General features: G+C 53.9%; 10 protein-coding genes and 1 pseudogene. 1 reads left to right on the top strand and 10 read right to left on the bottom strand.

The window, feature by feature from the left end; all coding sequences use genetic code 11:
• Positions 1 to 141: 141 nt before the first annotated feature.
• Positions 142 to 579, bottom strand: a complete 438-nt coding sequence (locus ACE99V_RS19095) for a PsbP-related protein (protein WP_400492807.1) — start codon at positions 577 to 579, stop codon at positions 142 to 144.
• Between the two features lie 16 nt (positions 580 to 595).
• A complete protein-coding gene (asd, locus tag ACE99V_RS19090; protein WP_400492806.1) occupies positions 596 to 1,447 on the bottom strand; it encodes an archaetidylserine decarboxylase in 852 nt (283 codons plus the stop codon).
• Positions 1,448 to 1,606: 159 nt separating this feature from the next.
• Between asd and ACE99V_RS19085 the strand changes: the two genes are divergently transcribed.
• The gene (locus ACE99V_RS19085; protein ID WP_400492805.1) at positions 1,607 to 2,551 is read left to right on the top strand and encodes a diguanylate cyclase domain-containing protein; all 945 of its coding nucleotides are present in this window, start codon (positions 1,607 to 1,609) and stop codon (positions 2,549 to 2,551) included.
• Here the strand turns inward: ACE99V_RS19085 and ACE99V_RS19080 are convergent.
• The 8 genes and pseudogenes from ACE99V_RS19080 to ACE99V_RS19045 all read right to left on the bottom strand — a co-directional run bounded on the left by ACE99V_RS19080 (position 2,522) and on the right by ACE99V_RS19045 (position 13,235).
• Positions 2,522 to 3,484 (bottom strand): MraY family glycosyltransferase, encoded by a 963-nt coding sequence (locus ACE99V_RS19080; RefSeq protein ID WP_400492804.1) that lies wholly within the window; start codon positions 3,482 to 3,484, stop codon positions 2,522 to 2,524. The two genes, ACE99V_RS19085 and ACE99V_RS19080, sit on opposite strands and share 30 nt — an antisense overlap.
• A 245-nt stretch (positions 3,485 to 3,729) precedes the next feature.
• Complete coding sequence (gene pruA, locus ACE99V_RS19075; protein WP_400492803.1) at positions 3,730 to 5,277, bottom strand: L-glutamate gamma-semialdehyde dehydrogenase; 1,548 nt, start codon at positions 5,275 to 5,277, stop codon at positions 3,730 to 3,732.
• Positions 5,278 to 5,667: 390 nt separating this feature from the next.
• Positions 5,668 to 6,738: a CamS family sex pheromone protein gene (locus ACE99V_RS19070; RefSeq protein ID WP_400492802.1), complete on the bottom strand. Its 1,071-nt coding sequence runs from the start codon at positions 6,736 to 6,738 to the stop codon at positions 5,668 to 5,670.
• A gap of 101 nt (positions 6,739 to 6,839) precedes the next feature.
• Positions 6,840 to 7,727 carry a WD40/YVTN/BNR-like repeat-containing protein gene (locus tag ACE99V_RS19065; protein ID WP_400492801.1) on the bottom strand — a complete coding sequence of 296 codons (888 nt, stop codon included), beginning with the start codon at positions 7,725 to 7,727 and terminating at the stop codon, positions 6,840 to 6,842.
• 35 nt (positions 7,728 to 7,762) lie between these two features.
• Positions 7,763 to 9,784 carry an NAD-dependent DNA ligase LigA gene (gene ligA / locus ACE99V_RS19060; RefSeq protein WP_400492800.1) on the bottom strand — a complete coding sequence of 674 codons (2,022 nt, stop codon included), beginning with the start codon at positions 9,782 to 9,784 and terminating at the stop codon, positions 7,763 to 7,765.
• A 24-nt stretch (positions 9,785 to 9,808) separates the two neighbouring features.
• A complete protein-coding gene (pcrA, locus tag ACE99V_RS19055) occupies positions 9,809 to 12,091 on the bottom strand; it encodes a DNA helicase PcrA (protein WP_400492799.1) in 2,283 nt (760 codons plus the stop codon).
• Between the two features lie 158 nt (positions 12,092 to 12,249).
• A pseudogene (locus tag ACE99V_RS19050) lies at positions 12,250 to 12,898 on the bottom strand (VanW family protein).
• A gap of 115 nt (positions 12,899 to 13,013) precedes the next feature.
• The gene (locus tag ACE99V_RS19045; protein ID WP_400492798.1) at positions 13,014 to 13,235 is read right to left on the bottom strand and encodes an alpha/beta-type small acid-soluble spore protein; all 222 of its coding nucleotides are present in this window, start codon (positions 13,233 to 13,235) and stop codon (positions 13,014 to 13,016) included.
• Positions 13,236 to 13,488 lie beyond the last annotated feature (253 nt).

Below are 13,488 nucleotides of genomic sequence, written 5' to 3'. Positions count from 1 at the left end.
CACTGGGGCACTTTATTTGATATTCAAGTGACATTTTCACTGAACAGATAAGGTGACATTTTCACAGACTATTGACATTTAAGCGGTGGGGGCTGAGTCGATAAAAAAAAATCACCCGGCAGCTTGGGCGGGTATTTGGCGTTAGAGAGGCTGAAAAGATGTGATCACGTTCTCTGCTAGTTTCAGATACTTATCAAATTTCTCTTGATCAGCCGTGTAGCTAATAATGTAGGCTACGTTGTCCTTGATGAAGTAAGTCTGCAGAAATTTTATTCTATAGATCCCTTGATCCCCTGTATAAATAATTTGTTTTGCAGGGATATTGGAGATGACCAAATCCTTCGTCTCAACAAGTTCATAATTTGTCACAAACTTTTCAAGTCCACGAATATTGGAGTCTACATACTGATCCAGCGTCTTGAATTCGTTGTTCTCCAAATCTTGCAAACCAATGCTGACATTTTCCTGAAACCCGTCTGATTCGCTCTCTTTTTGTGAAAGGAATATCGCAACTGCGCCGAGAGACTCGGTAGCGATTGACCATTCTTTGGGGTAGATAAAACAAAAACCGATGTGCATGTGTTAGCACCATCGGTCATGGCATTTCCTTTTGTACCTTCGCAATCATTTGCCCCATCAAGAGCGTTTTGCCCACTTCAACGCCCTCCGCCCACTCCAGTTGGTCGGACTCAAACACCAGGATAACCGTCGAGCCGAACTCGAACCACCCCAATTCGTCTCCCTTGCCGTACCGGGGGCTTTCGGCGATTGGCTCGCTTGCATGCCGACCTCGTTTTACGTTGGTGGTTGCGGTATTATACGCCACCTTGACGCTGCCGACAAACAGGGCGCCCACCTTTACAACCGCGACACAGCCCATGTTTTCTGTCTCCACAAAGGTGACCAGCCGTTCGTTCCGGGCAAACAAGTTCTCCACATTTTCAATCCCCAGTTTGTTTACCGGATACAGGCGCCCTGGCAAATAGCTGTATTTTACCAACCGGCCGGACACAGGCATGTGAATCCGGTGATAATCCCGCGGGCTGAGGTAAATCGTGATGAACTTCCCTCCGTAAAAGCGCTGCGCTGCTTCCGGCGTATCCCCCAACAATTCGCACAGGTTGTACTGTTTGCCTTTTGCCTGAATCAGCGTTCCCTGTCGGATGTCACCCATCTGGGAGACCGTCCCGTCAACAGGGCTGACGACGACGTCCTCGCCCGGGGCGATCGGTCGCACTCCCGGCTTCAATCTCCGGCAGAAAAATTCCTTTAGACTGCGGTACTCTTTTATCGGTTTTTCTACGATCGACTCATCGATGTTGTAGAGGCGGACGTACCTGCGGATGGCCAGCCTGCTAAAGCGGGATGCCGTAATTTTGCCCATCGTTCTCGACATCGCGTTTTGCGGCAGACGATGGATTAGACCAGGAAGCAGTTTCTTGCGCATAAGCCATCTCCTTGTTTCATTCCGTTCAATGCCATACTCATACTCTATCATTACTTCGGCAGAGGAGTAAACCCTGCTCTACAGGACCAGAGAACGTTTTCATTCGTTACCCGCCTGTACTATAATTATTTTTATTACGAAGCCAAGGGAGTAAGGGGTATGCCACAGCGCAGCATCTCAGATTTGATTCAACGGTACGGAGACGTACTGGCCAGCTTTTTCAATCACCTGTCCGACATGATTTTTCTGTTAAAAGTGGAAGAGGGACCGCGCTTCCGCTACGTCATGATGAATCCGGCGGCCATGCGGGCTGCTTCGCTGACAGAGGAGGCGTACGGCAAATGTATTGAAGACGTATATCCGGAAGAGATGGCAGCGTTCCTCAACAACAAGTACTATAAAGCGGTTGTCTCCAGGGAACCGATTACCTTTATTCACAGCGGAGAGGTCGTCGGCGAGTCCATTCTCACGCCGATTTTCAACGAAGCAGGCGAGTGCACCCACGTCTTTTCCGTTACTCGCGATGTTACGGAACAAAAAAAGCTGGAGCAGCAGTTGGAATTCATGGCCTACCACGACATGCTGACGGGCCTGCCGAACCGCCGTCTCCTCATGGACAGACTGCAGCAGGCAATCTCCAAAGCGAAAAGGCTGGAGCACTCCATTGCCGTTCTCTATCTCGATTGCGACCACTTCAAGTTAATCAACGATACCTGGGGTCACGACGTGGGCGATGAGTTCCTGCAAATATTGGCCAAGCGGCTGAAATCATGCGTGCGGGACATGGATACGGTGGCGCGCATCGGCGGTGATGAGTTCGTGATTGTTCTCACCCCCATCCATTCCCCCGAGGAAGTCGTCCGAGTCGCGCAGAGGGTCTTGGATTCCCTGCAGCAGCCCTGGCAGATGAAACAGCAGCAATTTTCGCTCAGTACCAGTATTGGCATCTCCCTGTTTCCCTTCGACGGCGAAGACTCGAGCAGCCTGCTGAAAAACGCGGACAGGGCCTTGTATCTGGCAAAGGCGGACGGACGGAGCCAGTACCGGTTCTACAGCAACATCTCTACAGCCACTTCACGGAATGAAGCGAAACAACAAGAGTGAAAAGACCGAGAACAAAAAGCTGATCAAGTAAAGCAGAACCACCGTCTGTTTGGCCGAAAAGCCGCGAGACATCAGACGGTGATGAACGTGACGGCGATCCGCCTGATACATGGGCGAACCTGCCAGCAGCCGGCTGATCATCACCTGCAGGGTATCCATCACCGGCAAACCGAGAGCCAGCACCGTTACGACCAACGAGATCAGCGTTGCCCCTTTCATCGCCCCTTCCAACGAGATGATGGCCAAGGCAAACCCGAGAAACGTGGAGCCGGCGTCCCCCATGAACAGTTGCGCAGGGTAGAAGTTAAACCGCAAAAAAGCAAGCGTCGCTCCGACCAGCACAACCGCAAGCAAAGCAGTCAAGCTCTGTCCTTTTCCATATGCGATAATGAAAAGGGCGATGGCCGAGAATGTGGTCACCCCTGCCGCCAAACCATCTACTCCATCAAGAAAGTTGACCATGTTGATCAAGCCGACAATCCACAGCACAGTAGCCAAAAAGGAAATCCACGGTGCAAACGCGTAGTATTGGCCAGGATCTCCACCAAGCCAGGAAAGGCTCATCCCGCGGAAACGAATGTCCATGAGATACGCAAAGGCGGCAACCAGGAGCTGCACCGTCAATTTGGGCAAAACGGGAAACTCCCGTCGTTTTGCTTTGAAGCGATCGTCCACACAACCGATGCCAATTAATACGGCACCTCCCATGATCAAGACCGCAACAAGTTTTTGCACCCCTGCAAAGAAAACGATCGTAATGGCGGCACCGGCAAACATCGCCAGCCCTCCGGACAACGGCATGGGCCGGTCATGTCCCTTTCGCCCGACCGGGATGTCCAGCAGATCGGTTTTCCACGCCAGCTTTTTCGCAAGCGGCATCAGTACATTCACAAGAAAAAAGGCAGCCAAACAGGGAACCAGGTACAGAAGCAAAGCGGCACCACCTGCCTCCAACGTGTTATTGGTACTAGTTTGAGCGAAAGTTGCGGATTTCATAAAAAGCTTCTGTCGAAGCCCTTTCGTAGAGGCTGGTTCTTCCTTAGAGGAAGTTTTTTATGCCTTCCGGAAAGTGTAAGACACTGATGCGTTAACGCTGCAGCAAACTTACACGACAAAGAAAAGCCGTTCCTCGAAGGAAACGGCTTTTTTTGTACGGGTTTGTGCCCGTGGAACAGTGATTACAGAAGCTCCGAGACCAACTTCGCCTGTGTGAACAGGAGCAGGTAATCCGGGCCGCCCGCTTTGGAGTCGGTACCAGACATGTTGAATCCGCCAAACGGGTGAACGCCAACCAGTGCACCGGTGCACTTGCGGTTGAAGTACAGGTTGCCCACGTGGAATTCGGTGCGCGCTTTTTCCAGGTGTGCGCGGTTGCGGCTGATCACAGAGCCAGTCAGACCGTATTCGGTGTTGTTGGCGATTTCCAGAGCATGATCGAAGTCACGAGCCTTGGTAAACGCCACTACAGGACCAAAGATTTCTTCCTGCATGATGCGTGCTTGCGGATCTACGTCTGCAAACACGGTTGGCATGATGAAGTAGCCGCTGTCCGGACCTTTTTCGCCGCCGGCCATCAGCTTGCCTTCTTTTTTACCGATCTCGATGTATTCGAGAATCTTGTTGTACGCTTTGTCGTCAACGACCGGACCCGTGTAAAACTCAGGGTTCACCACGTCGCCCACGGTCAGTGTCTTGGTCAGTTCCACCACGCGGTTCAACACTTGGTCATATACATCCTGGTGAACGATCGCACGGGAGCATGCGGAGCACTTCTGACCGGAGAAGCCGAATGCAGAAGCGACGATGGCTTGTGCTGCCAGTTCCAGATCGCAGTCGTTGTCCACGATGATGGAGTCTTTACCGCCCATCTCGGCAATCAGGCGCTTGATCCATTTTTGGCCCGGACGATGTTTTGCTGCCAGCTCGTTGATGCGCAGACCAACGTCACGGGAACCGGTGAAGCTGATGAAACGAGTCAGCGGATGCTCAACGAGGTAGTCGCCGATTTCGCTGCCGGAACCAGGCACAAAGTTGACGACACCTGCCGGCACGCCTGCATCTTCCAGAATTTCCATGAACTTCGCAGCAATGACCGGAGTGGTGGAAGCCGGTTTCAGTACCACCGTGTTGCCTGCTACAAGAGCAGCCGTAGTCATCCCGACCATGATCGCCAGCGGGAAGTTCCACGGCGGGATCACGATGCCGACGCCCAACGGGATGTAGTACAGCTCGTTGTCTTCGCCAGGGATGCGGGTAAGCGGATGGCGCTCAGCCAGCTTATCCATTTGATGGCCGTAGTACTCCATGAAGTCGATTGCTTCCGCAGTGTCTGCGTCAGCCTCGGCCCAGCTTTTGCCCGCTTCTTTTACCAGCCAGGCGGAGAATTCGTGTTTGCGGCGGCGCAGGATGGCAGCCGCTTTGAACAGGTAGCGGGAACGCGCTTGCGCAGGAACAGCCTTCCAGCTTTCAAACGTTTGCGCAGCTACCTGGATCGCTTTTTCCGCAAGCGTTTGGTCAGCCTGAGAGACGATCCCGACCACTTGTTCTTTATTGGAAGGGTTGATGGAGCGAGATTTCTTTTCGGTTTTGATGCGTTCGCCACCGATGATCAAATCGTACTCGCGGCCCAGTTCGCTTTCCACTTTGGCCAGCGCTTCTTCAAACGCCTTTTTGTTTTCAGGCAGCTTAAAGTTGGTAAATGGTTCGTTCTTGAATTCCACTTTCATGTTTGTCGCCTCCTCAACGGTTTCTACCAGGGTAACGTAACAACCATAACGGTAATGCAAGGTTCATACCAACATTGCCGTAAAAGCACAATCGTGCATAGTGTTTGCATTTTGGCGAAAAATCAACAGCATAAAGACAGATAAGCGTTTAAACACAAGTGTTGAAAAAGTGTTTATTAATGAACAAATATGTGCATTCAAAACGGGTCGATGCCCACTGAAACATGGCTTCTTAAGAAAACCCAGCCGACTTTAGCTAACGCTGGTGTCGGCTGGGGCCCCAAACCCTTTCCTTGTGGCTGTATTCGATGTCCCAATGTTATAAATTCTTATATACCGAAGAAAAAACGCCCTGCGTTCGTTGACGGATACGAAAGCAAGGCGTATTTCTTATTTCCGATAAATGTGCATATACGGCTCACCGTTCGTCGGCCGGATGTAGATGGCCAGCGGATGGTTGATGGACTGCACGTACAGGTTGATGTGAACGTCCTTGTCGAACAACTGGTTGACCGCCGCAGCGGCATACTGGGTAAACTGCAGCACTTCCGTTCGGGAGTCGTACTCCGCCGTAGCCGTAATGGTCAGCTCCGTCAATTTTCCGCCCATAAACCGGCCCACTCCGGTCAAACCGATATACTCGCCAAAAAACGACTGGGTTTGCCGCATCAGCTTGTCATACTGAAGAGAAGCCTCGGGGTATTTTTGTTCTACCGCGTCTCCTGGGAACAGGTGATACTCCTCATCAATCGGCTGCCATTTGGCGATGGCGCTTTCGTTGGCATTTACCGTACCCGTCAGGATAAATCGGCCCGGTACAAGTGTTGAACTCCTCTCCGGAACCTGATACAGCGCGATCACCATGGGGATTTTCGGATTATCGACGCGGACCGCCTGAACGATTCGGGAAGCCAACTGCTTCCCTTTCGCGCGAAGCTCATCCGTGGTGTAAACCTTTTCCTGCCCCGTAGCATCCTGGTAGACCGGCGACAGGGACAAGCCGAGCACCATTCCAGCCAACTGTTGTTTCTCCTTGTCCAGATAGTCGTGTTCCAGTACATGCACGAGCAGCTGCGGCCCCTTGTCCGGGTTCATCCCCGCCGGATCGTTCTTTACCCGGGAGAGCCATGCCTCTACCTGTTCACGCTTGATCTGCTGTCCCTCCTGAAACAGGTAATCGGTTGTCGGAAACGTTTCCCGCGCGATTTCCAAAAGTCCCAGTTCCAGGCGGCTAAAGTCAATCCGATAGCTTCGTTCCGACAGCATTCCTCTCGTTTGATTCTGTTTGTATGGCGGCATACTGCCGTAGTAGTCTTCTGACACTTCCACCACAGGGGAGATGGAAGGAGTGGCCGGTTCCGGAACATCCTCTTTCAGCCCCGGCAGCAGGGAGCAGCCGGTCAATAACGACAGCAAAAGGGCCGCAGCGATCAACATGTATCTTTTCCTACCTGTTTTCATAACAAAAACTCCTACCTGCTCGGGCGCTCTTCCTTGATGTCGGCTTACAAACTGAACTCGCGCCCGAACGATTTTTCAAACTTCAGCTTTTTCTCCTTGGACTATTCCCATTTCATCCAGTTGTCCTGAGAAAGCGCATATACGAACGCCGATTCCCCGATGCCCACCCATTTGTAGTCGCCCATTCCCGGCGCGATTACAATGAGTTTTTCCGGTGCTTTGGCAGAAAGGAGACGCCATTCCCCGGCTGTCTTCTGTACAATTCCCTGTTCCGTCGCGACTGCAACGGTGCCGTCCCGCCTGTCTACGGCAAGCGAGTAGATTTGCTCCACGTCAGGGAGGTTTTCCGTCTCCCACGTCTCGTTCTGGTTATAGAGAAGTCCGTATTGGGTGGCTACGTAAAGACGGTTTTCAGCGGCGTTGTAATCCATTGCGTACACTTCCTGGTCGAGAGGGAGCCACAGCTTCCACTGATCTCCCCCGTTGGTCGACTGGTAGATCCCTTCACCGGTAACAAAGGCGAACAAGCGAACGTGGTCGCCCTCGCGTATGCCGGTAAAACTGTGGATGTTCGGGGTGTCAGGCAGGCCGGCATTCGCTTCCTTCCACGTTTTTCCCCCGTCCGTTGTACGCTTCACTCCGTAAATGCCGCCGACGTATATATGGTCTTGTTTTTCCGGATCCACATACCAGCCAGACACATCTTCCTGCTCGAGGGCGGGCGAGAGCAGTGCCCACAATCCGTTTCCGACAGAACTGTAGAGCCCGGCGTGCGTCCCTACCCAGATACTCTGCGAATCGGACGTCATCGCCAGGTTGTGCACCACTTCCCCTTTTTGCAACACGTCCTGATACGTCAAGTCTCCGGGCAGCTTTGCCGCTGCCACCGGAGCGGGCGGTTTCGGTTTTCCCAGTTCTTTTTCGCCGCCGCATCCGGTCAACATCATCATCACAGCCAGAACGATTCCCCACTGGCGTACACCTTTCATTCGACCATCACTTCCCTTGCCGAATTCACTTTTCCTTATGGTGTCGATCTCTCATTCAGCATTTGCAAGAAGCCCGCTTCGTCCATCACGGCGACGCCCAGCTTTTCCGCCTTCTCCAGCTTGGAGCCGGCTTTTTCCCCGGCGATCACCAAATCCGTCTTTTTGCTGACGCTTCCTGTTACTTTTCCGCCCAATCGGGCAATCTTTTCCTCGGCCTCCTGACGGGACATGCTCGCCAATGTTCCGGTCAGCACGATCGTCTTGCCCGCAAACGGAAGATCTTCCCCGCCTTCGATCCGGACGCCCTTGTACGTCATGTTCACCCCGGCTGCCTTTAACCGTTCGACGACCGCCTGGGCCTGCGGCAGCGCGAAGTAGTTTACGATGCTGGCTGCCATTTTCGGACCAATTTCATCAATCCGGGTGAGTTCTTCCTCGCTCGCCTGCATGATTGCGTCCAGGTGGCCAAAGTGTTCCGCAAGCACCTTCGCCGCTTTGGCTCCGACGAGACGGATACCCAGGCCAAAAAGGAGCCGTTCCACCGAATTTTCCTTGCTCGCCTCAATGGCTGCAAGCAGGTTGTCGACCGACTTCTCGCCCATTCGCTCCATCTGCAGCAGAACCTCTCGCTGCTGGTGCAGGTAGTAGAGGTCGGCAACGCTGTGAATGATGCCCTCATGATACAGCTGAGCCACCAGCTTTTCCCCCAGCCCTTCGATATTCATGGCCTGGCGGGAAACGAAGTGAATGATGCCCTCGCGAATCAGGGCAGGGCACATCGGGTTGATGCAGCGCAGGGCCACTTCCTCCTCGATTCGGACCAGTTCGCTTCCGCATTCCGGGCAATGGGTCGGCATCTGGAAGGGAACCTCGCTACCCGTGCGGCGTTCCGGGAGAACCGCCACAATTTCCGGGATGATGTCCCCGGCTTTTTTGACGACGACGTGGTCGCCGATCAACAGGCCTTTTTCCCGAATGATGTCTTCGTTGTGCAAGGAGGCGCGCTTCACCGTGGTTCCGGCCAGGCTGACCGGCTTCAACAGCGCGGTAGGGGTAACGGCCCCCGTACGGCCGACGCTTACTTCGATTCCCTCGAGGATGGTCACCGCCTCTTCTGCCGGAAACTTGTAGGCGATGGCCCAACGCGGGCTTTTTGCCGTAAAACCAAGCTCCTGCTGCTGGGCGTAGCTGTCCACTTTAATGACAATGCCGTCAATTTCGTACGGCAGCTGGGGACGCTTCTCCGTCCAGCTGTTGGTAAATTCGATGACGTCATCGATGCTGTCAAACACCCGTCGTTCGGGATTTACCTTGAAGCCCAGCGATTCCAGCAGGTTGAGCCCTTCGCTGTGGGATTCCACCGTCTCTCCCTGCAAGTCTCCAATCCCGTATATATACGTATCCAACGAACGGGAGGCAGCGATTTTCGGATCCAGCTGACGTAAAGAACCGGCCGCCGAGTTGCGCGGGTTGGCGAACAGTGCCTCTCCCCGTTCCTCCCGCTCCTTGTTTAGTTTCTCAAACGCTCGCTTCGGCATATACGCCTCGCCGCGAACCTCCAGGGTCAGCGGACGGGTGAGCCGAAGCGGTATGGAACGGATGGTTCTCAGGTTCTGCGTAATGTCTTCGCCCGTCTGCCCGTCGCCCCGCGTCGCTCCCTTGACAAACACCCCGTTTTCATAATGAAGCGAGACGGCGAGCCCGTCGATTTTCAGCTCGCATACGTAGCGCACCGGTTGGTTCCCTACGATCTGACGCACACGCCGGTCGAAGTCGCGCAGGTCCGCTTCGTTAAAGGCGTTGCCGAGGCTCAGCATCGGGGTCTTGTGCTCCACTTTTTCAAAAAACGGCAGGGGTTCTCCACCCACTCGCTGCGTTGGTGAGTCCGGCGTCACCATGTCGGGAAACAGGTTTTCAAGGTCCTGCAGTTCCCGCATGAGCATGTCGTACTCCTGGTCGGTAATTTCCGGCCGATCCTCTATAAAGTAAAGACGATTGTGCTTCTCGATTTGTTCCCGCAAAACGCGAATCCGTTCTTCTGCCGTCAATCGATCCATCGTTTCCTTCATCCTTCCACTAGATTACGCCCGTTCAATCGGGGCAAACTTGGCCAGCAGCTTTTTAATTCCGGTGGGGCTCGGGAATGCGATGTCCAGCTCCGTGTCGTCCCCCGATCCTTTCACGCTGACGACCGTGCCTATCCCCCATTTGCCGTGCTTCACTTTTTCGCCCACTTTCCAATCAATTCCTGCTCCGCCGCCGTGTCCGGGCAGTTTGGTTGGCTGTGAGGCTGCGGGGCGGACAAATCCAAAGGAGGAAGCACCAGCCGCCCGAGCGGCTCCAAACGGACGGGACTCGCTTTCCCGCTGACCGAACACGCCGGTACGGGCAAAGCTGTTTTGCATCACAGGGCTGCCCTCCATCAGCTCCGCCGGAATTTCCTGCAAAAACCGGGACGGCGGGTTGCTGTTGGTCCGGCCAAACAACGTGCGCATCCGGGCAGCCGTCAGGAAGAGCTTTTCCTCGGCACGGGTGATGCCCACGTAGGCAAGGCGCCGCTCCTCTTCCATTTCGCTGTCGTCAAACAGCGCCCGGCTGTGCGGGAAGACGCCTTCCTCCATTCCGACGAGGAAGACGACGGGGAATTCCAATCCTTTTGCGCTGTGCAGCGTCATGAGGATGACCTGTCCTTCCGCAGACGCCTCCTCTTCCGCCCCTCCCTCTTCGGTAAGCGTGTCGATGTCGGCCACCAGGGCGAGGTCAGTAAGGAAAGCAAGCAGGCTCTTGTCCTCGCTCTTCCGTTCAAACTCCTGGGTAACGGACAGCAGCTCTTCGATGTTCTCCAGACGCGCCGTCGCTTCCAGCGTTTTCTCCTCTTTGAGCGCTTCACGGTAGCCTGTGCGTTTCAATACTTCCTCTACCAGCTCGGTCACCGTCAAGTAGTCAGTCATCTGCATCAGGTTGCTGATCATCTCACTGAAGGCAGCGATCGCGTTGGTCGTCCGTGCCGGCAAGCCCATGTAGCCCACTTCCTGAATCGCTCCAAACAGGGACAAGCCGTGTGCCGTGGCGTAACTCTGCAGCTTTTCTACCGTCGTCTCGCCGATATTGCGCTTCGGAACGTTGATAATCCGCGCCAGGCTGATGTCATCGTCCGGATTGGAGATGAGTCGCAGATACGCGAGAATGTCTTTAATCTCTTTGCGGTCATAGAACTTGGTGCCGCCTACGATCGTGTACGGAATGCCGGATTTGATCAGCACTTCCTCGATCACGCGCGACTGGGCATTCGTGCGGTACAGCACGGCAAACTTGTCATAGCGTTTGTATGCAGGCAGCTGCTGCTTGATCGTCTGAACGATGAAATACGCCTCATCATGCTCGGAATCGGCCTGGAAGCAGGTAATCTTGTCGCCGGCCGGATTTTCCGTCCAGAGGTTTTTTTCCTTGCGGGTGACGTTGTGCGCAATGACCTTGTTTGCCGCCTGCAGGATGGTTTTCGTCGAACGGTAGTTCTGCTCCAGTTTGATCAATTTCGCTTCCGGATAGTCCTTTTCAAAGTTCAAAATGATGGAAATGTCGGCGCCCCGCCACTTGTAGATGCTCTGGTCGGCGTCGCCCACGCAGCAGACGTTGCGGTAGCGGTCTGCCAGCATGGAGATCAGCATGTACTGGGCGCGGTTGGTATCCTGGTACTCGTCCACGTGAATGTAGCGAAACTTCCTCTGATAGTATTCCAGTACTTCCGGCACTTCCTTGAACAGCCGTACCGTGGTCATGATCAGGTCGTCAAAGTCGAGCGACTGGTTGCTGCGCAATTTTTTCTGATAGGATTCGTACACCTGAGCCGTCACTTTTGACAGGGGATCACCCGCCCGCTCGGCGTACTTTTTCGGGTCGAGCAGCTCGTTTTTTGCGCCACTGATCGCGGAGAGAATCGCCCGAGGCTCAAACTTTTTCGTATCCAGATTGAGGTCTTTCATGCACTGCTTTACCACCGACAGCTGATCGCCGGCATCGAGAATGGTAAAGCTGCGGGAAATGCCCAGACGGTCAATGTCGCGGCGCAGTATCCGCACGCAGAGCGAGTGGAACGTGGAAATCCAGATCTCTTCCGCACCGTTCCCCACGATGGAAGCCACGCGGTTTTTCATCTCCCGCGCAGCCTTGTTGGTAAAGGTAATGGCAAGGATGCTCCAGGGTGCCACCTGCTTTTCCCCGATCAGGTAGGCAATGCGCTGCGTCAATACCTTTGTCTTGCCGCTCCCTGCTCCCGCCAGGATGAGCACCGGTCCTTCCGTGGTGAGGACGGCCTCTTTCTGCTGCGGGTTCAACCCGGCCAAAACTTTCTCTATCGTCGACATATGTAGAATCCACCTTTCTTGCTTCGTCGGTTATAGCGCCCCGTTCTGGGGCACACGCCGACACGGGCAACTCCAGAAAAACGAAATCATATGTTCCTATTTTCGCATAGATTAAGACCGAGTGCCAGTTTTATTGGGCAACAAAAAGGCCGCTCCAGTCAGGAACGGCGGGCATGTGAATGCATCTTGTGATCCCTGACCTCTGGCAAAAGCGGCTCGTACATCATGATCGCGTGATTCTCTGTCACAAACTCGTCGTCCAAACATTCACCTTCCAGACTGAACACCCTGCGATACAATCGGTTGTGCCGATCATACCCGCCCCAAACCGCGGGTGTGATCCAATGCTCCTGTTCGTACACCTCATAGCGTCGGGTGGGCGGATGAACGGATCGTATGCAGCGTCATCCAGTAGATCAGATTGGAGAGTTGGCAGAGACCTCCCCCTGTGCCTGCAATCACTCTTCCGTGTGACAGCAGCATGCCTTTGCGATACCCTTGTCGCCGAGTCGGTTTCCCGATCAGGCGCCAGTACGAAAAAGTTTCGCCAGGATAAATGACCACTCCGTTCAACTGGCGGACAGCAATGCGCAGGTTGGTTACCTTATTCATTTGCATCCACATCTCCACGTCTTTTAACTTGCGCAACAGGGGAGTATGGTGCTGTGCATGGACGTACGGCAGTGGTTCCTGCTGCTTGTGTCGGGCATAGCGAACACGACCGGACCACCACTCCAGGTACCGCTTGAGCCGATAGTATGGTACACCCAGAAACAGCCGCAAGCGTCCTCTATGGATTGGTTTCATGCTTTCCTCCTTCGAAAGATGCTCTGTTCTGGTTATATGGACTGAAAAAAGGAAGGTTTCGTTTCAACAAAAGACGGCACCCGCCTTAAAAACCGAGTGCCGCCAGAGAGTGCATTTACTCCAACTGCTGGTTCGAATCTTCCGCCATGTGCTTTTCGGCGTAGGCGATCATCTTCTTCACCATATTCCCACCGATCAGGCCCACTTCACGAGTGGTCATGTTCTCCCAACCGCGCTGCTCAATGTCATCGTCCAGACCAAGCTCCTTGGCTGTCTCAACCTTTAAACGATCCATTGCCTGCTCTGCTTGTGGAACAACCAGTCGGTTTCTGCTCAAGAGCAATGCACCTCCTGACGGTTAGTGTGCTCCACCATCAAGAAAACCCACCCGGCATTAGCTATCCTCGACCCACTCGGCGTTAGCTATCGCTGTGCCGAGTGGGGTCCCTTTCTTCGCCGGGCGGGGCCCCGAACACTTTCCAAGCGGCTGTATGGGATGTCCATTTTTATAAATTCTACCCTGAAAATCTAAGTGACTTAGAACAGGCCTTTTTGGCAATAGCAAACTAAGCCCCCGTTGCTTCGTTTTT

It is taken from the genome of Brevibacillus soli (assembly GCF_044759095.2).
Lineage (GTDB): Bacteria > Bacillota > Bacilli > Brevibacillales > Brevibacillaceae > JBIYSM02.
Note: the sequence above shows the minus strand (reverse complement) of the source record. Positions and strands in the feature narration are given on the sequence as shown.